This is a genomic window from Ulvibacterium sp. (assembly GCF_965248315.1).
In the GTDB taxonomy this organism is placed as follows: domain Bacteria; phylum Bacteroidota; class Bacteroidia; order Flavobacteriales; family Flavobacteriaceae; genus Ulvibacterium.
In genome coordinates this window covers 597,604-619,810 of the sequence record NZ_CBDFIX010000002.1, presented here as the reverse complement: position 1 = coordinate 619,810, position 22,207 = coordinate 597,604, and the positions used below count along the sequence as shown (strand labels likewise).

Annotated in this window: 21 protein-coding genes and 1 tRNA gene; 7 read left to right on the top strand and 15 right to left on the bottom strand. The window is 40.7% G+C overall.

Annotation, left to right across the window (positions count from 1 at the left end; translation table 11 throughout):
- Nucleotides 1-24: 24 nt before the first annotated feature.
- The gene (locus tag ACP2AF_RS04300) at nucleotides 25-600 is read right to left on the bottom strand and encodes a DinB family protein (protein ID WP_425235010.1); all 576 of its coding nucleotides are present in this window, start codon (nucleotides 598-600) and stop codon (nucleotides 25-27) included.
- A gap of 138 nt (nucleotides 601-738) precedes the next feature.
- On the opposite strand from ACP2AF_RS04300, the gene ACP2AF_RS04295 reads away from it, so the two are divergent.
- A complete protein-coding gene (locus ACP2AF_RS04295; protein WP_425235009.1) occupies nucleotides 739-1,311 on the top strand; it encodes a uracil-DNA glycosylase family protein in 573 nt (190 codons plus the stop codon).
- On the opposite strand, the gene ACP2AF_RS04290 is transcribed toward ACP2AF_RS04295, so the two are convergent.
- From ACP2AF_RS04290 to ACP2AF_RS04280, 3 genes are read right to left on the bottom strand one after another with little or no spacing between them, the layout of a single operon-like run.
- A complete protein-coding gene (locus tag ACP2AF_RS04290; RefSeq protein ID WP_425235008.1) occupies nucleotides 1,312-1,764 on the bottom strand; it encodes a DoxX family protein in 453 nt (150 codons plus the stop codon).
- A gap of 45 nt (nucleotides 1,765-1,809) precedes the next feature.
- Nucleotides 1,810-2,376, bottom strand: coding sequence for a Crp/Fnr family transcriptional regulator (locus tag ACP2AF_RS04285; protein ID WP_425235007.1), 567 nt, complete (start codon nucleotides 2,374-2,376; stop codon nucleotides 1,810-1,812).
- Nucleotides 2,377-2,397: 21 nt separating this feature from the next.
- Nucleotides 2,398-3,000 (bottom strand): carboxymuconolactone decarboxylase family protein, encoded by a 603-nt coding sequence (locus ACP2AF_RS04280; RefSeq protein ID WP_425235006.1) that lies wholly within the window; start codon nucleotides 2,998-3,000, stop codon nucleotides 2,398-2,400.
- 115 nt (nucleotides 3,001-3,115) lie between these two features.
- Here ACP2AF_RS04280 and ACP2AF_RS04275 point away from each other — a divergent pair, with 115 nt between their 5' ends.
- The 3 genes from ACP2AF_RS04275 to recJ all read left to right on the top strand — a co-directional run bounded on the left by ACP2AF_RS04275 (nucleotide 3,116) and on the right by recJ (nucleotide 5,846).
- Nucleotides 3,116-3,541: an OsmC family protein gene (locus tag ACP2AF_RS04275; RefSeq protein WP_425235005.1), complete on the top strand. Its 426-nt coding sequence runs from the start codon at nucleotides 3,116-3,118 to the stop codon at nucleotides 3,539-3,541.
- 35 nt (nucleotides 3,542-3,576) lie between these two features.
- A complete protein-coding gene (locus tag ACP2AF_RS04270) occupies nucleotides 3,577-3,924 on the top strand; it encodes a four helix bundle protein (RefSeq protein WP_425235004.1) in 348 nt (115 codons plus the stop codon).
- Between the two features lie 230 nt (nucleotides 3,925-4,154).
- A complete protein-coding gene (recJ, locus tag ACP2AF_RS04265; protein ID WP_425235003.1) occupies nucleotides 4,155-5,846 on the top strand; it encodes a single-stranded-DNA-specific exonuclease RecJ in 1,692 nt (563 codons plus the stop codon).
- 1 nt (nucleotide 5,847) lies between these two features.
- Here recJ and ACP2AF_RS04260 read toward each other — a convergent pair whose 3' ends face one another.
- From ACP2AF_RS04260 to ACP2AF_RS04230, 7 genes are all read right to left on the bottom strand, one after another.
- Nucleotides 5,848-6,621 carry a UDP-2,3-diacylglucosamine diphosphatase gene (locus tag ACP2AF_RS04260; protein ID WP_425235002.1) on the bottom strand — a complete coding sequence of 258 codons (774 nt, stop codon included), beginning with the start codon at nucleotides 6,619-6,621 and terminating at the stop codon, nucleotides 5,848-5,850.
- 39 nt (nucleotides 6,622-6,660) lie between these two features.
- On the bottom strand, nucleotides 6,661-7,122 hold the full coding sequence (locus ACP2AF_RS04255) for a 6-pyruvoyl trahydropterin synthase family protein (protein WP_425235001.1): 462 nt from the start codon (nucleotides 7,120-7,122) through the stop codon (nucleotides 6,661-6,663).
- Between the two features lie 61 nt (nucleotides 7,123-7,183).
- Complete coding sequence (locus ACP2AF_RS04250; protein ID WP_425235000.1) at nucleotides 7,184-7,609, bottom strand: hypothetical protein; 426 nt, start codon at nucleotides 7,607-7,609, stop codon at nucleotides 7,184-7,186.
- Nucleotides 7,610-7,948: 339 nt separating this feature from the next.
- Nucleotides 7,949-9,169, bottom strand: coding sequence for a PHP domain-containing protein (locus ACP2AF_RS04245; protein ID WP_425234999.1), 1,221 nt, complete (start codon nucleotides 9,167-9,169; stop codon nucleotides 7,949-7,951).
- A 21-nt stretch (nucleotides 9,170-9,190) separates the two neighbouring features.
- Nucleotides 9,191-9,958 carry an enoyl-CoA hydratase/isomerase family protein gene (locus ACP2AF_RS04240; RefSeq protein ID WP_425234998.1) on the bottom strand — a complete coding sequence of 256 codons (768 nt, stop codon included), beginning with the start codon at nucleotides 9,956-9,958 and terminating at the stop codon, nucleotides 9,191-9,193.
- A 21-nt stretch (nucleotides 9,959-9,979) separates the two neighbouring features.
- On the bottom strand, nucleotides 9,980-11,314 hold the full coding sequence (locus tag ACP2AF_RS04235) for an MATE family efflux transporter (protein WP_425234997.1): 1,335 nt from the start codon (nucleotides 11,312-11,314) through the stop codon (nucleotides 9,980-9,982).
- Nucleotides 11,315-11,329: 15 nt separating this feature from the next.
- Nucleotides 11,330-11,830 carry a GNAT family N-acetyltransferase gene (locus tag ACP2AF_RS04230; RefSeq protein WP_425234996.1) on the bottom strand — a complete coding sequence of 167 codons (501 nt, stop codon included), beginning with the start codon at nucleotides 11,828-11,830 and terminating at the stop codon, nucleotides 11,330-11,332.
- 50 nt (nucleotides 11,831-11,880) lie between these two features.
- On the opposite strand from ACP2AF_RS04230, the gene ACP2AF_RS04225 reads away from it, so the two are divergent.
- The 3 genes from ACP2AF_RS04225 (at nucleotide 11,881) to ACP2AF_RS04215 (ending at nucleotide 13,621) form a co-directional block, all read left to right on the top strand.
- Nucleotides 11,881-12,678 (top strand): universal stress protein, encoded by a 798-nt coding sequence (locus tag ACP2AF_RS04225; protein WP_425234995.1) that lies wholly within the window; start codon nucleotides 11,881-11,883, stop codon nucleotides 12,676-12,678.
- Nucleotides 12,679-12,730: 52 nt separating this feature from the next.
- Nucleotides 12,731-12,807, top strand: a tRNA-Ala gene (locus ACP2AF_RS04220).
- A gap of 100 nt (nucleotides 12,808-12,907) precedes the next feature.
- Nucleotides 12,908-13,621, top strand: coding sequence for an SDR family oxidoreductase (locus ACP2AF_RS04215; RefSeq protein WP_425234994.1), 714 nt, complete (start codon nucleotides 12,908-12,910; stop codon nucleotides 13,619-13,621).
- Between the two features lie 2 nt (nucleotides 13,622-13,623).
- Here the strand turns inward: ACP2AF_RS04215 and ACP2AF_RS04210 are convergent, their stop codons facing one another.
- The 4 genes from ACP2AF_RS04210 to ACP2AF_RS04195 form a co-directional block, all read right to left on the bottom strand.
- A complete protein-coding gene (locus ACP2AF_RS04210; RefSeq protein WP_425234993.1) occupies nucleotides 13,624-16,374 on the bottom strand; it encodes a PD-(D/E)XK nuclease family protein in 2,751 nt (916 codons plus the stop codon).
- A 73-nt stretch (nucleotides 16,375-16,447) separates the two neighbouring features.
- A complete protein-coding gene (locus tag ACP2AF_RS04205) occupies nucleotides 16,448-17,788 on the bottom strand; it encodes an OmpA family protein (RefSeq protein WP_425234992.1) in 1,341 nt (446 codons plus the stop codon).
- Between the two features lie 113 nt (nucleotides 17,789-17,901).
- A complete protein-coding gene (gene kbl / locus ACP2AF_RS04200; protein ID WP_425234991.1) occupies nucleotides 17,902-19,095 on the bottom strand; it encodes a glycine C-acetyltransferase in 1,194 nt (397 codons plus the stop codon).
- A 12-nt stretch (nucleotides 19,096-19,107) separates the two neighbouring features.
- Nucleotides 19,108-22,200 (bottom strand): UvrD-helicase domain-containing protein, encoded by a 3,093-nt coding sequence (locus ACP2AF_RS04195; RefSeq protein WP_425234990.1) that lies wholly within the window; start codon nucleotides 22,198-22,200, stop codon nucleotides 19,108-19,110.
- Nucleotides 22,201-22,207: the final 7 nt, after the last annotated feature.

Here is a 22,207-nt window from a genome sequence, read left to right as displayed (position 1 = left end):
AGGATTTATGCACTATAGTAATAATTAGGATAATGAATCCAAGGTTTCCTCAATTTGAACAAGGTGTCGCTCTGCATGGCTCAATAAGAACTCAAAACATTCAGGTAAATAAAAAGTGACTATAGGACCTATAGCCGAGGTAATTTTAGTTTTGGAAACCTCTTTTTGCCGACTGCTAAGCATAGCTTGTTTTAAATGGCTGTATAAACGGCTAAATTTTTCAAACACTGTATGAATCTGTTCATGGGTCATATGGTTGGAAAAAATCGGTTCAAATTTTCGTAACGTCTTCATTTTCCACTTTCGCCTACGATCCTTGGGACGTTGCCCCATGATTATGATTTTTTGCCAAGCCCTGGCCTTAAATGGTTCATTCATCGAGTTATGATCGGTTGACTTTGCCAGGGCGGCATCAATTTTTTCAACATAAAATGTATACGCAATGCTTAAATGTTCGATAATTTCCAAAACACTCCAAGCCTTAGGTTTTGGTGGGGTAGTCAACTTTGAGATATCCAGTTCCTGAAGTTCGTTTATGCTCTTCATCAATAGATTCAAGCGTTGAATTTGATTTTCCGGAGTAATTAATAAGGTAGGCATGAATAATGGATTTTATATAGTACAAAAGTGAGGCTTTTGCCAATCGGAAAAATTGATTTGTATCAAGAAATGGGATGGAGGTTCCAGGATTCTTTTTGTTAGTTTACCTTTTGACTTTCGACAATTTACAAAGTATCCATGGAAGATTTACTTACGGAAATACGGAACTGCGAGGTATGCAAGGCGCATTTGGCCTTGGGCCCAAGACCTATTGTTGCCGCAAATCCGGAATCTAGAATAGCGATAATCGGACAGGCTCCCGGAACCAAAGTTCATAAGACAGGTGTTCCCTGGGACGATCCCAGCGGCAAGCAATTGCGAAACTGGTTGGGCGTTACGGACGGCATGTTCTATGACGAAAAGAAAATTGCGTTGATCCCTATGGGTTTCTGCTATCCAGGAAAGGGGAAAAGTGGTGATTTGCCGCCACGTTCGGAGTGTGCTCCTCTATGGCATATTCCGCTCTTTGATCAAATGCCCAACCTACAACTGGTTATCCTGATCGGGCAATATGCGCAGCACTATTATTTGGGCGAAAAAATGGAAAAGAATCTGACCGAAACGGTGAGGGCCTATAAGAACTATCTGCCACATTATTTTGTATTACCCCACCCTTCGCCCAGAAATCGATTTTGGTTAAGCAAAAATCCATGGTTTGTAGAGGAAGTTATCACCGAATTGCAATGGCGAATAAAAGATGCACTTAGATAACTATTTCTTCAGTGTTGAGAAATAAACCCACAGGATAAAGAACAACTGCAATGGAATTCTAAACCACAAGTAGGATATCCCTTTTCCATTGAGCTCCCCAGTCTGGTAATTGATGTTCTCCAGGGCCGCTTTAATGTTCGCCGGAAGAATCAAAATAAAGAAAACGATTAGGACCCAAGCTACGGTGACCTTATATCTCGGCATAAGCAAACCTATGGCGAACCCAATTTCCATGAAACCCGTGAAGTAGACCAGTTCTTTTTTTGCAGGAATGAAATCGGGGAGCATTTGTGCCATTCCATGGGTAAAGGCAAAATGGCCGATTGCCGTAAATACCAGCATTGCGGCCATGGCAATTTGTGCTGCCAGAGCCAGGGACAACTGCCCTTTAATAAACTTGATCAGGATTAGGGAAATAAGAAAAGTTCCTAGTAAGACGATTAATGTTTTCATAGGGCAAAGATTCCCATTAAAAAGATGCCGTGCAATGAACCTAGGTTAAGAAATCTGCCGGCGAATTCGGCTCAGGGCCTGTGGGGTAATGCCAATATATGAGGCGATATACTTCAAGGGAATTTCCCGAATCAGTTCTGGCCGTTCCGAAAACAATTCCAAATAGCGTTCTTTAGCCGATTTGTTCAAGAGTGCCAATTCGCGCTTGGATTTTATCAGAAATAGGGTTTCCGCATTTTTTCGCCCAATCTCATTGCCGATGGCCGTTTCTTTATATATCGTTTGTAAATCGGCATAACTTATCCGCCAAAGTTTCGTAGGGGTTATGGATTGGATTTGATAATTACAAGGGGATTGTGTCAAAAAGGAATCATAGGCGCTCACAAAACTAGAGGCGAAGACAAAGCCAAAAGTGAGATCGTTGTCAATTTTTGGAATATACAACCGTACCACACCGGATTCTATAAAAGACAAGTAGTTCTCCGTCGTTCCTTGTTTGAGGATTATACCGTTTTTGGGATAATTTTGGAGGACCAGTTTGGATTTAAAAACATACCAATCATCATCGGAAAGGGGAGCAAAGGATTCCAGATGTTCTCTAATGTGTTGCATTTTTAAATTTCCTAGAGATTTTTAATACATTTCACCACCATGTTTCCCTTTCTCCCAACCGTGTTTTCCCAAATACTGTGTGGCACTTTCCACGGCCCCGTCCTCAATAGAGGTACCCATGGAGTCGTTCCATCGGTTAAGATACCCGAACAGGGAAATAACACCCAACATCTCCACAATTTCCCCTTCGTTCCAGTGTTCGTATAAACGTGATTTGATTTCCGCATTTACCGTATTGGGTACTTGAGATGCGGCCAGGGAAAAATCGAGGGCGGCCCGTTCGGCTTCGGAAAAGGCAGAATGGGTCCGGTAATCCCAAATATTGTCCAATTGTTCCTGTTCCCCGCCATAGCGCTCGGCCGCACGTATAGCATGGGCTTGGCAGTAACGGCATCCTGTGGCATTGCTACTGACCCAGGCAATCATTCGTTTTAGGGCCGAGGTTACCCTACCCTCATTGGCCATTACGGCCTTGTTCAGGTTGATAAAGGCTTTGGAAATGGCCGGCCTATGTTGCATGGTCAACACGGAATTGGGACAAAAACCAAGCGTTTCATTGAAGAATTCGGCCAGTTTTTTGGTCTCGATATCATGATTGGGATTAAGAGGGGTTACTAAGGGCATATACTAAATTTAAGTTACAAAATACGGAGACGCGAAACGAGAAAATCCTTATAATCGAATGTTTTGAAAGGCATCTATTTGTCGTACTTTTATAGCCTACAATAAACAAAAATTTATGGGCACAACAAATCATATCACGACCAAATGGCTGGGAAATATGGCCTTTGAAAGTAATAATATTTCCGGGCATGATATAAAAATCGATGCAAGTCCCGATGATGGCGGGGAAGGCGATGGACTGCGCCCCAAGGCTTTGATGCTTTCTGCTTTAGCAGGATGCTCCGGACTAGATGTAGCGGGACTTTTTAAAAAGATGAAACTGGAGGTAGATGATTTTCAAATCGAGACCATTGCCAACCTTACGGACGAGCACCCCAAATACTACGATAAGGTTACTATAGAATACCATTTTTACGGGAATAATCTCAACGAGAAAAAACTGGACCGAGCGGTAGAACTCTCCGTTGAAAAATATTGCGGTGTTATGGAGATGTTCAGAAAGTTCGCAAAGTTGGAAGTAAAAACGGTATTTCACAGATAAAGTCAGACACAAAATACAAATACAAATACAGTTTGATGCTAAAAACCTATGACCTCGAAGAAAGATTGGTGAATTTTGCGGCCGAGATAGCACTGTTTTGCAAGACAATACCCAATGATTTGACCGGTCAGTACTATGGCAATCAGCTTCTACGCTCTGGGGGTGGTTCTGCACTTAATTTTGGAGAAATGCAAGGGGCCCAATCGGACAAAGACTTTAAAAATAAGGCAGCAATCTCTCTGAAAGAGCTCAAGGAATCTCGAATTAATCTCAAGATTTTAGCAAAGATCGGTTATGCTGATAGCTCGAAAATAGAGGAGCTTTTGGATGAAGTTGAACAATTGATAAGAATTATGGCCACAATTATTAAAAATAAAGGTTAGCTATTCGCTTAGCTTTGAAGTTGAGCTTGACTTTGGTTTTTGTATTTGGGTTTGATTTGTTGTAGGAACGCCAACCGAAATGTTTTCGATGGTATTGGCAGATATGGGAAAACAATAAAATTTCATAGACTATAATCTATATTTCAAAATAATTGCCTTATCTTTCTCTTTAACCTGACCCAACGTAATAGTTTTATTTGAGCTTGACTTTTATTTTTGAATTTTAGGACATGCGCTGGACTTTGAAACCCAAACCCGAGCAAGACGATATCCAAAGGCTTTCGGATGCCTTGCAGGTGGATGGTCTTATCACCCAACTTTTATTGCAACGTGGGATTACCAATTATGAGGAAGCCAAGCGTTTTTTTAGGCCACAACTTTCCCATTTACACGATCCATTTCTGATGAGGGATATGGATGTGGCCGTAGACCGGATTGAAAAAGCCATAGCCCATAACGAAAACATTCTGGTGTTCGGGGATTATGACGTAGATGGCACTACCGCGGTAGCATTGGTATCTTCTTATTTGTTGGAATACTATCCCAATGTAGCCACTTATATTCCGGATAGATATACCGAAGGCTATGGGGTCTCTTTTCGAGGTATCGATTTTGCCGAGGACAACGATTTTTCATTAATTATTGCCTTGGACTGTGGGGTAAAAGCTATTGATAAGGTAGCCTATGCCAAGGAAAAGGGAATCGATTTTATTATTTGTGACCATCATAGGCCCGGGAATGTATTGCCGGAGGCCATTGCTATCCTTGACCCTAAAAGGGAGGACTGTGATTATCCCTATGATGAACTTTGTGGGTGTGGGGTAGGGTTTAAACTGATTCAGGCCTTGGCGTCCAAGAATGGGCAGGCAACAGAAGACTTGGTACCATATCTCGATTTGGTGGCTACGGCCATTGGTGCGGATATTGTACCCATTACAGGAGAGAACAGGGTTCTGGCGTTTTACGGATTGCAGGTCATCAATTTAAATCCAAGGATTGGTTTTAGGGCCATTATCAATCAAATCAAAAAAGAAGAACTGACCATTACCGATGTGGTCTTCATCATTGCACCCCGGATCAATGCGGCCGGGCGTATGAAGCACGGGCAGCATGCGGTAAATCTATTGACCGAAACTGATTTGGGGCAAGCTCGCAAGTTTGCTAAAGAAATAGAGCAATTTAATCTGAATCGCAGAAATTTGGATCAAGAAATTACCCAAGAGGCTCTTATACAGATTAAGGAAAACAAGGAGGAAGAAAAGTTTACATCGGTAGTCTATAAGGATACCTGGCATAAAGGCGTAATCGGGATTGTTGCCTCCCGACTGACCGAAACCTACTACCGCCCCACCTTGGTCTTTACCAAAAGCGGGGATAAACTGGCAGCCTCTGCGCGTTCCGTAAAGGGATTTGACGTGTATAACGCTTTAGAAGGGTGTTCCGATTGCATAGAACAGTTTGGAGGTCATAAATATGCCGCTGGACTCACACTTTTGGAAGGGCAATACGAAGCTTTTAAACAACAATTTGAGAAAGTGGTTTCCGAAACCATAGATCCTAATTTACTTACTCCGGAAATTAAAGTGGATGCCCGAATAGAGTTTACGGATATCACCCCCAAACTGCTACGGATTATCAAACAGTTTGCCCCTTTTGGACCAGGCAATATGACCCCGATCTTTATGACGGAAAATCTTCATGACACGGGCTATGGCAAAGGGGTAGGCGAAAATGAAAAGCATCTAAAATTATCCCTTGTCCAAAATGGTATGGGCCCCATTGGGGCCATAGGATTTAACCTTGGCGAAAAGCTATCCCTAACGGCCCATAAGAAATCCTTCGATGCCATTTTTTCATTGGATGAAAACGAGTGGCAGGGCAGGGTGAGCTTGCAATTAAAATTGAGGGATTTGAGGGGATAATTTATGACACTTGTTCAAACTTCTCCAATGTAAGTTTTTCTCCATCAAAAATCCCATAGGTAAAGTATGAGATCCAATCTCCCAAATTGGTATAGGTCGATTTTCCATTTAAATCGATTTCCAAAGGGAGATGACGATGACCAAAAACGAAGTAGTCATAATGTCTTTGCTCCAGTTTTCGTTTGGCATATTGCACCAACCATTCCTTGTCCTCACCTAAGAATTTGGTATCCTCGTCACCGGAAATCAACTTGTTCTTTACCGAAAAGTATTGGGCTATCCGAACCCCCCAATCCGGATGCAACCAGCGGAAGAACCATTGGGCCAAAGGATTGGTAAACACTTTTTTCATTCGCTTAAAGCCCTTATCCCCAGGGCCCAGTCCGTCTCCATGCCCAATAAAAAACAACGTATCGTTCAGCTTAAATTGTTGTGGCCTATGAAAAACGGGAATATTGAGCTCTTCCTCAAAATAGCCGTTCATCCACAGGTCATGATTACCCACAAAATAGTAGATAGGGATTCCGGAGTCCGATAATTCGGCCAATTTCCCCAGGGTTCGGGTAAAACCTTTGGGAACAACGGTCTTGTATTCCATCCAAAAGTCGAACAGATCGCCCAAAAGAAAAATAGCGGCAGCATCTTTTTTTGCTTCGTCCAACCAAGCTACAAATTTTTTTTCGCGGGGCAGACTTTGTTCCCGTGTAGGCGCACCTAAATGGTTGTCACTGGCAAAATAGACTTTTTTGCCTTGTGGAATGTTTATGGTAGTCATTTGGTTGTAAAGATAGGAAAAAGCACCAATCGGCCTTTGTTAAGGGAGAAGGCCATTATCTTCGGCATACCATTCCGCAAAGGCAGTTTCGGTTTCCCTAAGCTTTAAGGAATGAAGGTTTATATCTTTTGGAAGTCTCGACTTTATTTTTTCTGCAAAATCAATAACCATGTTCTCACTAGTCGGTTGGTAATCGGTAAGTATTACTTTGTGCCCCTCGTTTTCCAATATTTTGGCCAGTTCTCCATGAGGCGTGTTTTTATTGAAAACTGAAGCGTGGTCAAAAGGGTCTACAATCTCTTCCTTCACGATTTTTTTTAGGTCCCCAAAATCAATCACCATTCCCAATTTTGCATGGGCAGTATCCGTAATGGGTTCGCCTATAACGGTCACCGACAATTTATAACTATGCCCGTGAATATTTCGGCATTTACCATCATGCCCATAAAGGGCATGGCCCATCTCAAAAGTAAATTGTTTCGTGATACGTATTTTACCCATCTCCTAAATTAATTGGACAAAGGTAGGAATTCTAGAAAAGAGAACAGTGTTAGGAAATGGGTTAATCTACCGTAATGTTAGGATTACCATCAATCAATAGCACATGGCAACAATCGGCCCCTACTTTATAGCTGTTATTTACCACTTGCTTACCCTCTATGAACCCCTTAAAACTGATTACTTCGGTCTTATTTCTATATTTTTCTGCAAATTCATCCCCAAAGAGGGGATAGGTTCCATTTTGCCGGAAGTTTTCAAATTCCTGACCAGACACTTCACGGGTAATATCTTCACCGGTTGCGGTTATTATAACCTCAAAAGCATCCAAGGGAATAACAACCCCAGAGGCGTCCCTTACATTAACAGTGAGCGTTACAAATTGTTCCGTACAGCCTATCCTTTCGCAATCTATTACCGTATCATCATCATCGTCAGAGCAATTCACCAAAAGCACTAAAAAGGAGAACAACACAAAAATTAAGCGCATTTTATACATAACATTTTTTATAGTATAGATATGTATTTTATAAAAAGTTGCGTGTTTGTAGGGAAGAAAATGGTTTTTGATGATATTGGAAATAGAGGTTTAACTTTTACCCTTTTATCTCTTAAACTTCCTTCTTGTCCTGACCCGGTTTACAAAATAAACGATTACTACAAAAAGGGCCAGCAACGGAAAGACCAAATCACCATTCAGAAAATTTAGAATATCCATAGAAATTAATTTTGAGAAATAGAACGTACTATTTTAAGCATTATTGGAATTTCCATCCACCAATTTTGCAGAGCGACTCGTTTTGATGTCTCTCCCTGTGCCTCCGATTTTTTAGGGGTTATCCATTTTAAGTACCGGTTGGGTCCACGCCATTTCATATAAAATACTCTCAATAGGATTGTCCTGCAATTTGGACGAAATTATTTTACAACGTACAAACAATATATCATCAGTAAGTTCAAAATCGCCCCTGGTTCCTTTAGTGGAAACGAACTCTTCCGGTTGTGACTTTCCTTTTCTACAACCGATAAATGTTAGGGTATAGTTTATTCCCTCTTCTTCCAATACTTCAATAGATAACTTGTTTTTAGCATATTCCACTTTTTTAAGTGACACCCCCGTACTGGCATAAAAGTCCCCCGATTCCATAGCGTCAATCAAGGAAGTAGCGGTGAGAGAGTCGGTCTGCACCATTACCCAGCCCCGTCCCGCATTGCTCCATTCACTGCCTTTCTTATGATAATGATGGGAATCGTCCGTGGCCAAACCGTAAAGTAGCGGTTTTTTCTTTTCCAAGTATGAAATATTAATGAGGTCCCACATTTCCTCTGTTGAAATATGGACCGAATCACCCATATTGTGAACCATAGGATGCCCATTGTATACTTCAAAAAATCGTTCCCCATTTAATGCTATCATATCGTTGAGGTCAATGGCATAGTGAAAATTTGGATGGTTTATGTGGGGCATAATAGGTACTCCTGTTTCTTGTCTTTGTTTGATTACCTCGTCAATGTTGTTCTGTAGCACTTGCAACACACTGCTTCCGCCCTGGGGTTCAATTTTGTTTTGAATGTTGGTCGCATTCATATGCAGGGGTTTGTTCTCAAAACTATCAGTAATTTCTTCGGATGGGATAATCAGGAATTCACCTTCTTCCTCGGCGTGTCCTTTATACTCTTCGTATGTTTTTAACCGGACCAAAGTTCGCCCTGAATCTATCTTATGTTCCACCCAATGGGATCCATAGTTTTCCAAATAGTTTTGAAACGCTTTTTGATAAAGGGAATCCTCGGAAATCTCGATCCATTTTTCACCTTCTGCCAAGATATTATGATCGGATAAGGCGATGAATTGATAATCCTTGGCTTTGTACCAATCCAAAATCACTTCGGGAAATTCATCACCATCACTCCAATAGGAATGGGTATGTAGGTTTCCCTTATACCATTTTGGGGATGGACTGTCCTTTGGCGTGGCTTTATCTTTTTTACAACCATTTGTTATAAAAAGGAGCAGCAATAGTATCGGGATAATTCTTTGTTTTTGCATTCTTTTCATGGATGGTTACCGTTATTTTTTAAATTTTGCCAAGGCTTTTTTTGTAAATTCTGATAGCACTAATTTTCCGGTTATCGCTGCCCGTTCCAGTAATAATTTATCCCAATGTGAGGTTCCTTCCCAAAGCGTTTTTTTCCATTCTTGAAGGGCTTCAGGATTATATCCCGCAAGCTGACTTACGGAAAAATCCAATTCTTTGTCCATTTCCCCAGGGGTATCAAAGACTTTGGAGAAGAGCCCCTTTTCATTCGCCCAGTAGGCATTTTTCCATTCAGTAGGGGAGAAGGATAGTTCTGCAATGGCAGCCTTTCCTATTTTTCGCTCCACGACCGGTCCAATTACCAGAGGGGCAATTCCAATAGAGATTTCAGAAAGTCGGATGGAGGCGTTAACGGAGGCAAAAACATAATCACATGCCGCCGCTAGGCCTACGCCCCCACCTACGGTCTTGCCTTGAACGCGACCGATAATCGGCTTTTTACAGCTGCGCATGGCATTGATTACATGGGCAAATCCGCTAAAAAATAGTCTTCCCTCTTCTATATTTGTGATAGCGGTCAGTTCGTTAAAGGAAGCCCCTCCACAGAAAACCCGATCACCTTCCGACTTTAGGACGACAACGGAAATATTTTGATTTTCGGAAAGGGCATGCAACTCATTGGTCAGCCGATTTAAAAGTTCGGCCACAAAGGAATTTCCGGCAGGATGCCCAAATTCCACTGTGGCCACTTTGCCATCTATCCTCGTATATAGACTCCCGTTTTCCCTATTCGTGCCCATATGGCTTTGTTTTACCTAAAATTAGTTGTTTTGCGCCAGTGGCCGAAACTTTTGCCAAAATTTGACGACCAAGGCCCCGCTGCGGATAACCATCCAAAAGGTAAGGGCGATCCAAATACCATGTAACCCCCAACCTAAATACTTGCTTAAATAGAGTATAGGGACAAAGCCCAAAAAAGTGGCAAGGAGTAAAACATTTCTCAAGTATTTCATTTCTCCCAACCCTTTGAAGAGACCATCCAATACAAATGCCATGGAATTTATGGGCAACCCTATGATTACTATAAAAAAGACGCTGTAAAAAGTTTCAAGAACAATTGTGTCATTGGAAAAAATATCACCCAAGGGCTTATAAAAAAGAGAACTGATAAGGACCAGAACGAAACTAACTGCGAGGCCATATTGGGTAATTTTTTTGGTCAATCTCCATAATCCATGATAATCCCTGGCCCCTAAAAGGCGTCCTCCCATAATATTGCCGGCCGCTGCATATCCATCAATAAAGAAGGCGGAAAATAGCCAAAGATTGATGGCTATGGTATGGGCCCCTATATATCTATCTCCCAAATTGGTCGCCTCACGTACGGCCAAGATTAGGGCAACGTTTAAGGCTATTGCCCGCACAAAGAGATTTAGGCTCATACCAATTAACCTTCCCAGTTCTGGGTGTATCGGTAATTGAAGTTTTAAATGAATATCCGTTTTTGCAATCAAAAGGACGAATGCCATTAGGGCCATTGTGCCTTGGGCAATAAGACTGGCCCAGGCCGCTCCTTCCAAATAAAGTGGATCCAAAATACCGTCTATGCCAAAAACCAGGATGAAGTCCAGTACAATATTAAGTATTGCTCCGGTTATGGCGATCAACATAGGCCAAAAGGTGTTTTGAAGTCCTGTAAAAATCCCTATTACCGCGAAGACGAAGAGTGTTAAAGGAAATCCCCAGACCCGAATTGAATAATAGGAGATACAGTATTCCAATATCTTGCCTGAAGCGTTTAACAATCGAAAAATATCATCTACCAAAAAGATTGTTGAAAGTAAAATAAGAATGCTGAGAGTAATGTTTAAATAGATGGCCTGTGCAGGCAAGGTTTTTATATCTTCCAAACGCCCTGCACCCAAATATTGTGCTATAAGGGCCGAAATTGCGCTGCGCGTTTGTCCCAAGACCCAGATTAGCATAGATAAAAAGGACCCTACAATACCAGCCGCGGCTAAAGATTCCAGTCCGTCCACAGGAATGTTTCCCACAATGGCAGTGTCCGTTATTGATAAAATAGGTTCGGCAATTCCGGCAATGGTTGCTGGAACTGCAAGCCTATTTATGGTCTTAAAACTAATTGCGGTTTTCAAAGATAGGTTCGAGAATTAGAGAAGTAGTTCATAACAATGGAAAGGATGCTCACTTTGTTTTGGAAAGTAAATATCCCCTAATTTTTGATACCCCCTTGTTTCATAGAATTTTTGATTGCGCTTATTTTGGCTAAAAGTGTCAAGACGTACAGAAGTGAAGTTATTTGTCTTGGCATATTTTTCAGCAAAATCCATGAGTTGCTGTGCATATCCCTTTCCTTGATACTTTGGGTGTACGGATAACCTATGGATATAGAGATTGTTCCTATTGGAAGACAACCATGTTATGGGAACATACTCTTCGTCCATCAGAGTGGAGATTACAATGGTGCCTATTATAGAGCCATCCAATAGCAGTACAAAGAGCTCCCCCCTTTCAATATCCTTTTCAAATGCATTTTGGGAAGGGTAGTGTTCATTCCACTGGAAAATCCCCTTTTTTATCATATAAGTGGCACAGGCTTTGGTTATGGCGAGTATTTCAGGGATTTCCCCTATTTTTGCACGTCTTATCACAGTTGCTTTATTTGTTGTAAATTTAGAGTAATAATCATAATAGTAGGAACATGGACAAAATTCTGGTGCCAATAGGCACCTCTCCTGATTCTCATGAAACACTGCAATACGCTGTGGATTTCGCCGTAAAGTTTTCTTTTGACATCTGTGTTATGGAGGCTTTCAATGTAAAGACCAAAGCAGGTAGTCTAGGAAATGTTAAGGAAAAAGTTGCCGAAAGTGGCAAGGAACGCCTAAAAGAAGTTGTGGCAAAGGTAGATGCCAAGGGAATTTCCATACAGATAGTTACTTACAATGGGGATATAATTGACGGTATAAAGGAAATTGATTCGGAATTGGGCATTGACTTTATTATTATCGCTCCGCGAAGTTCTGATATTCAGGAAGAATTGTATTTGGGCAATGTTTCGGGACGTATCATTAAAAGAACTGACATTCCAACCCTGATTATTCCCAAGGGAACCCAATACAAACCCTTTAAAAGGATAATGACTGCCTTTAAGTCGGGAATTTTGAAAAGAAACAGGATTTTGGACCCGCTTATTGCGATAAAAAGGAAGCATAGGTCTAAAGTGAATTTGCTGTTGGTAAAGACTCCGGGGTATTCTGATGAGGATTTGCAAGTAAATACGGCTTTGATGGATATTTGCTCCAACTTGACCGTTACGGAGAATGCCACCACCTATCATGGTGTTTTGGAGCATTTTCAATCCTTGGATCCAGATTTGCTCTGTGTATTTAGAAGAAAGAGGGGCTTCTTCAAAAAATTGTGGGAGAAGAATACCATCTTGAAATCGGAATTTTCCGTTCCTATTCCGGTATTGGTATTGAGCGTTAAGAAAGATTGATTTGCATTTTGATACTTTCTCAAAAAGTAGTTCCTTTGGGGCCTAAAATTTCGGGGGATTAGCTCAGCTGGCTAGAGCGCTTGCCTGGCAGGCAAGAGGTCACCGGTTCGACTCCGGTATTCTCCACCAAAACCACCGCTTTAGCGGTGGTTTGTTTTTTAAGAAAACAATAACGCTTTCCATTGCCATTTTAATCGTTGGAATGGTATTTTTTCAGAAAATTAATTCGATGATGAATTTAAAAAATAGAGTAGCCTATATTACGGGAGGCTCAAAAGGAATAGGATATGGAGTGGCCGAAAAGTTGATTGCGGCAGGCTTAAGGGTTGCCATTAGCGGAAGAACCTTGGAAACCGTTCAAAAAGCCGCCAAAAGGTTAGGTAATGAAGAAAACGTTTTGGCCCTGCAATCCGATGTAACCAAACATGGCGACGAAGAGGGGGCCATACAGAAGATCTTGAATCATTGGGGACAGCTGGATATTGTGCTGGCCAATGCCGGAGTAGGTCATTTTGCTCCTGTGGACGAAATGTCCGAAGAACACTGGCACCAGATGATAAATACCAATCTCAATGGTGTCTTCCATACATTGAAGGCGTCGGTAGAGGCATTGAAGAAGTCAAAGGGTTATTATATGACCTTGGCCAGTTTAGCCGGGACCAATTTTTTCCCGTCAGGTGCCGGATACAACGCAACTAAATTTGGGGTGGTCGGGTTTACCCAGGCCGCTATGTTGGATTTACGCAAATATGATATCAAGGTATCCACTATTATGCCGGGATCCGTGGCTACCCATTTTAACAACAACGAACCAGATGAAAAGGATTCATGGAAAATACAACCCGAAGATATTGGGGAATTGGTTCTAGACCTGCTTAAAATGCATCCGAGGACATTACCCAGTAAAATTGAAGTTAGGCCCAGTAGACCCGATAAAAAGTAATATTAAACCTCTTTTTCTATAAAAGGCACATCGGGATTACATATTTCAAATACTAATTTTTCCAGTTGTATTCTAAAGACCTCCAAGGTTTTTTGGGTGATTTTCCTATCCTTATTTCTACTGTTTTTGGTTTCTTTGGTGGCAAATTGAAGAAGTCCGGCACCTAGGTTTTTAAATGAAATGATACCGGCTTGTAGCATGTCCAAAGGATTTTTTTGGTGATAAAGCAGGGAATAGCACAGTAACTGAAAGGCCTTGCTATATTTATAATCTTCGATTATGTTCTGCCAAGTTGTTATTTCTACTTGCGACGATATAACCGTCCCGGTCTTATAATCGATAATTCGGACAGTACCATCAATTTCATCTACACGATCTAGCTTTCCTTTTAAGACTACGGGAAAGCTGATTTTAGGGATGTCAAGTTGGGCTTTCAGCTTGATTTCTAAGGCAATAATTTTAATTTGATGATGATTTAGTTGTTCAATTTCAAGGTTGATGAAGTTGTTAATGTATCTTACCATTACCTTAAAGGCAATGAGATTCTTCCCTTTGGTAATATCACTGCCGGGATAGCTCTTCGCAAAGTTGAGTTTCACTAACCTTTCTATATTCGGTATGGCCGCCTTGAGATGTGGAGCAGACAAATATTTGCCAACAAAAGGGGTGTAGATATGTTCTAAGGTATCGTGAATAATAGTTCCAAAAGTATTGGCGGCCACGGTTTCCTCAACTTCCATTACATCATTGATTCCGAGCAAGTTTCTCTTGTAAAAATCTAAGGGATTTCTAATGTAATTACTCAAGGAGGTAGGTGAGAATCCTCTGCTAGCCTGACTTTTTATAAGATTTAGCAAGTTATCATCCTTTATGATGGAATTTATGTTTTTGGGAGGAGCCATTACTAATGGGGCAGCTGTTTTTTCAAGAATGTCATCTTTTTTATGTTCATCCGTTAAAAGTTGCATAATCAATCTACTCCTTTCCCCTCCTTCAAGGACATCCGGTTCCGTATTGTATAGAATAAAAATTTGCTTTGCCCGTTGTAGCAATCTGTAAAAATGATAGGTATAAACAGCATCCTTCTCCTTATACGTTGGTAAACCGTGATATACTTTAAGATCGAAGGGGATGAAGGAATTATTGGATTTACCCGAAGGGAGAATACCCTCATTGACCGAAGTAATGATTACATTCTCAAAGTCCAAATTTCGGCTTTCCAACATTCCCATTACCTGAAGTCCTTCCAAGGGCTCGCCCTTAAAATCCAGGGTTTCCACTGATAACAAATCTTGATAGAGGCCTTGAAGCGATTCTAAGTCCTTTATGAAGTCATATTTAGCCAGCATCCCCAATATTTGGTTGAAAAGGTTGTAGAACCTATAGAGGTATTCCAGGATGAGCTTTTCATTGGAGTTGTACAAGCTGTCCTTTAAAAGTTTAATAATGGCCAAACAGTGCTTTATAAACTCTTCCGGGGTAGGTGTGTCATGTGAAAATAGATAGGAAACCACATCTTTTTTTGTGCCTAATACCGATGTGATTTTATTTGTATCCAGATAGGCCCAGTTTTTTTTCTTTAATTCTTCGGGCAAGGAAACCACATTGCCATTTATATCCTGACCCAATGCCTTTTGAATATAGGGATGGGAGAGCAAATCCAGAACATCCTGATAGTACCATCCTGTATTGGTCCTATGGATATTAAGATTCAAGAGCTGTGAGAACAAAGTTGCGACCAATGTTTTTTGCAAAGGATAGCCCATCGTGATATTTACGCGCTCAATTTCTTGGGGAATAGAGTTTAATAAAGGGTTGAGGAGGGTCTCGTCCGAAAGCACAACCGCCGTATTCTTTAATCCGTTTGAGACTGGTTTATTCAATTCGTTTAAAAGCTGTCCTACGTATTTGGCTTGGGCTACATTTTTAGGAACACCTATGATTTGAATTTTCTTTTTGGAGTTGTAGTTCGTTCCGATGCCTTTTGGAGCGTTGTTCTGGAAATAGGGCCACTTTCGAAGATGATACCTAATAAAATGACTAGCATCATGTACGGGGTCATTTAAAAAGTAAGTATCTAGATCCCAATAAATATCGGACTTAGTGGTCGAAAGAATTTTTTGGATAATCTGGCTCTCTGCTGTATTTAGGGCATTGAATCCTATGAAAATATGTGCTTGGTGCCCAATGGCGTTAACATAGTCATCCAACCGTTCACAAGCCTGTCTATATATTAATCCTTGATGGCCGAGCCCTTTTTCCAATAATGTTGAGTTAAATACATCATAAAGTTCCTGCAAGCCATCCCAAAACTTGAGATATTCCTTCATGATTTTGGTTTTTTCCGCACCCAATGACCACTGGTTTAATCTCTGAATTTCGGATAAACTGGAAAACAGTTCTTCCGTGTTAATTATGTAGCGGTCTATTTCATTAAAATCTTGGAGCAAGGTCCTTCCCCATTTAGAAAAGGCGAAAAAGTCGTCTTTATTCGGATACGAACTTTTTTTATAGGCACTATAAAGTTCAAAGAGCTGTTGTGTGGACTTAATGGAAGTGAGGCCGGAAATCTTTTGGATAAAGTCCTCAATGCTATATATTTCCGGAACGAAAAGCGGCTTATTACTTGTTGTTGCTATACTATGTTTTAGAAAGGTTCCGGCCCGTTTGCTGGGAAGTACGAAAACAATATTTTCAAAGGTACCGTGCTTCTGCCATATCTCATTAATGACTTCTTCCAAAAAACTCTGCATAGCTAAAAATAAAAAAAGCCCTGACATAATTGTCAGGGCTTTTAACTTAATTTATCTCAGTACTTTGGAGAGCTTATTTTACTAAGTTAATCTCTACCCTTCTGTTTTGCTTTCTACCAGCTCTAGTATTATTAGTAGCTATTGGCTTGTCTTCTCCATAACCAATGGCTGACAATCTGAACTCATCAATACCTTTTTCTACCAAGAACTCTTTTACGGAAAGTGCTCTTTTTTCTGATAGACCTTGGTTCAATTTAGCACTACCTACACTATCAGTATGTCCTTCAACAGTAAACTTGGCATTAGGATACTCGTTCAAAATTTGAATAATATCAACCATTACGGAAGTAGATTCAGCTTTTATACTAGCTTTACCTGTATCGAACAAGATAGTTCTAGCGTAGTCGTTCAATTGCTTTTGAACTTCTTCGGTTACTTCAGGACAGCCTTGGTTGGCTACGGTACCGGCAACATCAGGACATTGATCATCTTTGTCCAACACACCGTCACCATCTTTATCTGGCCATGGGCATCCTTTGTTTTCAGCAGGACCAGCCTCATTAGGACACTCATCATCCTTATCGGCAACACCGTCACCGTCAGCATCGGGACAACCGGCTAAGGCCGCAAGACCTGCTTCGTTAGGACAAGCATCATCTTTATCGGCAATTCCATCTCCGTCAGCATCGGGACAACCGTTCATTTCTTTAGATCCAGCTTCATTAGGACAGCTATCCTTGCTATCTTCTATTCCATCTCCATCAGCATCGGGACAACCGTTGAAAGCCTCAAGACCTGCAACTTCTGGACAGGCATCGTCTTTATCGTATATACCATCACCATCTGTATCGGTTCCTCCGAATTTAACGGAAATACCGGCCAAATGCTGCCAGTGAGTAACTCCATAATCCTCAAATGCATGCTTATACTGTGTTTGAACAGTAAGGCCCAAATTTTCCGTGAACCAGAAATTGATACCTACACCACCATTTGCAGTACCGGCACCTATTTCGTCTACCCAGGTATAACCACCGCCAACTTCAATGAAGGGGTCTATGAAAGTGTTTGGAGAAAAGGCATATTTTATGGTACCATCAATCGCATAGTGAGAGAGATCATCTACCCTAGTATCCCCAAACTTGCTAATTTTGTTCAAGGAACCTCTAGCTCCAACGGAAAACCCGCTACCTACCGACTTGGATACACCTACGTAGGAGATAGATGGAAGGACATTCCAGTGATCGTTCGCATTGAAGAACTCATTGCCAAAGGAACTTACATCACCAGTTGGATATACGTCTATGGCATTTACCCCAAACTGAACCTGCCAAGGGTTATTCTCGTCTTGCGCTTGTATGCTGTTGAATCCTACTGCAAGTAGGGCAACAACCAATAATTTGCTAAGATGTTTCATGTTCAAAATTTTAAGTTTAAGTGTTTATTAGCTGCAAATGTAAGTTGTTAAATATTATTAACAAAATCAATTTTCTATTTTTTTTAACGCAGTTTATAGAAAAAATAACACCTTTAAACGATTTTTAATACCTCTCCAACCTCCTTAAATGCGGCAAGTGCCCGATCCAAATGTTCCATTTCGTGGGCTGCGGATAATTGCACCCTAATTCTTGCACGCCCCTTGGGTACCACTGGGTAAAAGAAACCAATAACGTAGATTCCTTTCTCTAGTAACATGTTTGCCATTTGTTGGGATAGTTTGGCATCATAGAGCATTACCGGTACTATAGCGGAATCTCCATCTATGATATCAAAACCTGCCTCTTTCATCCCTTTCTTGAAATATTCGGTATTCCTTTGAAGTTTATCGCGCAATGAAGTATCCTTTTCCAACATCTCAAAGACTTTTATGGAGGCACCCACAATAGCAGGTGCCAGGGAATTTGAAAAAAGATAGGGCCGGGACCGTTGCCTCAGCATTTCAATTATCTCCTTTTTTCCCGTTGTATAACCACCCATGGCACCACCAAGGGCCTTCCCAAGGGTGCCGGTAATGATATCGATACGATTTATCACCCCTTTCTCCTCTAAGGTCCCTCTACCTTTTTCACCTATAAAACCTGCTGCATGGCATTCATCTATCATTACTAGAGCATCATATTTATCCGCCAAATCACAAATCTCATCCAAAGGAGCCAAGAGCCCATCCATAGAAAACACGCCATCCGTTACAATAATTTTAAATCGAGCTCCATCCGTATTGGCCTGTTTCAACTGTTTCTCCAAGTCGTTCATGTCACTATTGGCGTACCTATATCGCATTGCCTTACAAAGACGAACACCATCTATTATTGAGGCATGGTTGAGGGAATCTGAGATAATAGCGTCCTCTGCGGTGAGCAGGGGCTCAAAGACTCCGCCGTTGGCATCAAAGGCTGCCGCGTATAATATGGTATCTTCGGCACCATAGAATTGTGCTATTTTACGTTCCAACTCTTTGTGAATGTCTTGGGTGCCACAAATAAAACGTACTGACGACATCCCAAAACCATGCGAATCCAAAGTTTCTTTGGCGGCCTTAATTACTTCCGGATGGGACGATAGCCCAAGATAGTTGTTGGCACAAAAATTAATGACTTCCTCCCCGGTGGAAATTTTGATTATTGCATCTTGAGGTGTGGTAATAATACGTTCTTCCTTAAAGAGCCCTGCCTCCTTTATAGCATTCAATTCTTCGCTTAAGTATTCTTTTATCTTTCCGTACATAGGTATTGGTTTCTAAATGAATTCTGGGTTTATTTCTTTTTCAATGTATACAATGATTTTATTTTCTATATCATATCCCATAAGCTCCAAGGTATCCGCATACATATATAGTTGTTCATGATGCTTAGGATTCTTCTTTCCGGTTTTATAATCTATTATGGTGGCTTTGTTACCCTTAAGCACCACTCTATCCGGCCTCAAAATTATACCATCTTTTGAAATGATATCCTTCTCGTTCTTTATGATGTTTCCCTTGCTGTAATAGTCTCGCAATTTTGGGTGGTAGATGATCTTATGGATTATGCCTTTCAACAAATTGGTTTCGTTCTCTTCAATGTCCCCATTTTGGATCAAATGATCAAAAGAAATTTCCACATCCTCCGATGTTTCAATTTTGCCTAATATATAATGTATAAGGTTCCCTCTTAAAATGGCTGCTTCTCTTTCCGTGTCCCATAGCATACCAGATTTGGATAAGATTTGAAAACCTGTCCTATCTTTGTGTGAATAGGTGTAAGGGATAGTCTCTTCCAAATATTGAGGGCTACTTTTGGGCGATGGTGAAGGTAGGGTACCAAATTGATATTGGGAATTGTTTTCCTGCCATATTCCTTTTTCCCTTAAAAAATGGATAAATAGCCCCGAATACCTATCCGTTTTATAGTCGCCTTTTGAAGTGAAATCCTTTTCAGAGATAATATATAAGCCCTTAATGGCACGGGTAAGGGCTACATATAATATATTAAAGGCATCTAATTCCAATTTATATTGTTCCTCATTGAATAATTCAGCGGCCATTTTACTGTATCCGCCCATTTCTTTTTTCTTACTGATCAAAACCTCTGAAAACCCGTTATAGCGATCCCTTTTAACAGACAGCCATAGTTTGGGGTCTATCTCTTCATATATATTGGAATTGGCATATGGAAAAATTACAATGGGGAATTCCAGTCCTTTGACCTTATGTATGGTCATTATCTGTACCGCATTGTAAGCTGTGGGGGCTGTTATGCTTAACTTTTCCTTCTTCTTTTCCCAATGTGATAAAAAAGCCGATATACTACCTTCTTCCTTATGCTCTGTTTCCAAAGCAAAATCCAATAGATTCACCAAATAGGCATCCGATTTTTCTGCTAGGCGAAACTGCCTTATGGCGTATTCCAAGCTATCGTAAACCGATAGTCGATTCAACTCCTCCAGATTAAAATCGTGTTTCTCTTGAAATAGGGATATGGGATTTTCTAAATGAGTTACTATAAAGGAATGTTTCCCAGGTATGTCGCCGGCTAGAAAATTTAAAATTTCAAAACTCGTTTCCAAATCCCCTGGTTGATTGACGTAGGTAAGAAGGTTTATGAGAAAATCTACTTTAGGACTTTTTTTGAGCAATAGGGTTTCTGACGAGACAATAGGAATATTTTGGCGCATTAAAAAGTCCGACAAAAGAATCCCATGCTTTCTTTTACGGGTAAGAATACAGATATCCTCAAATCGATATTCCTTTTCCAATAATTCCCCAATGTGTTCAAAAACTTTATGACAATACAACTCGTCAGGGTTCCGGTCTACTCCATTTTCCAAAAAAGTGATTTTGACCAAGCCTTCATTTTGTGAATTGAACTCCTGTTCGTTGCCCTTTTCAAATAGGACGTTATACATTTTGTTGTTAAGGAAAGGGCTTGTGCTTTTAAAAAAGGAGTTGTTGAACTTTACAATTTCCTCAAAACTGCGGTAATTTTTTGGGAGAGTCTCTAGAGTTGGAGAAACGACAAACGGATTGACGGTTAAATTCATAAGGTTCAGAAACTGTTCCGCTTTACCTCCCCGCCAACGGTATATGGCCTGTTTGGCGTCCCCTACCAAGAAGAGAGATCCGCTTTCACTAGCCAGGGCATTGTCTATAAGAGGGGTAAGGTTGTTCCATTGCATTTCTGAGGTGTCCTGGAATTCATCAATAAAGTAATGGCGATACTTTTCTCCCAAGCGTTCATAGATAAAAGGGGCCGGCTGATTTTTAATTTCCTTGGATATTATGGAATTAAACTCCGAAATGGACAATTGATCACGTTCCGTTTGGAGGTTTTTCACTTCCCGATGAATGGCATTTAGCAAGGTAAGGGGAACTATGTTTGCGTAAATGTTTCTTAGAAACGCCCTATGGTGTAGGATTTCTTTTATTTCTAGATATATTGTAAGAAGATTTGTAGCAAATTCCGGTGAGGGAAGTTCAATGCCAGACTTCAATATTTTTCCCTTCGAAAGGGAGTCTTCCAACCTATTGTTGTAGAGCTTGTAAAGATTAAACTCCGATGCGCGGATTTTTTTAAAATGATTGGGCAGCGTTTCCCTTGGAAAGTCATGGGCTTCCAATCCTGAAGCATTGATTACTTCCAAAGCATCGTATGCCAATAACAACGCCTTCTCTTCCAGTGATTTGATTTCAGAACGAATATGTTTTTTTAACGCCGTAAAATCTTCCAGGGTTCTGTTTTCCAAATTTTTAATGTAATAGGCGTGGGTCTCGTTAAACAGAAGTGTTCCTACTTTATTAAGGTCGAAGGCTATATCCCAACTCTTGTTATCATCTATTTTTTCAAGTGCAAATTCAATAAGCACCTGGGTCAATTGTTTCTCGCTTCCTGCTTTGGCAATAAGACGATCTACCGCCTCACTCAGGACAATGTCGTTGTCCAAAACTACCTCAAAATTCTGGGGCAATTTTAAATCTCGCGCGAAAGTCCGAATCAAACGGTGTGTGAATTTATCTATAGTAGAAACATCAAAAAAGGCATAATTATGAAGTATGTCCTTAAGTGTGAGCCTTGAACGATTTCGTAAGATCTCTTGATTTAATTTCAGGTCGCCCATAACATCCAGAAACAATGAGGTTGCCTTTTTTATATCCGTTGTACGACTAAAATCAAATAGGTTGTCCAAAATACGGTTTTTCATTTCGTTAACCGCTTTGTTGGTAAATGTAATGGCTAAAATCTTCTTGAAACTTTTGGGTGAGGAAAGGGCAATTTTTAAATACTCCCTTGTAAGAGTATATGTTTTGCCAGACCCTGCCGAAGCGTTGTATATTTTGAAAGAAGTATTAGACATTCCAATT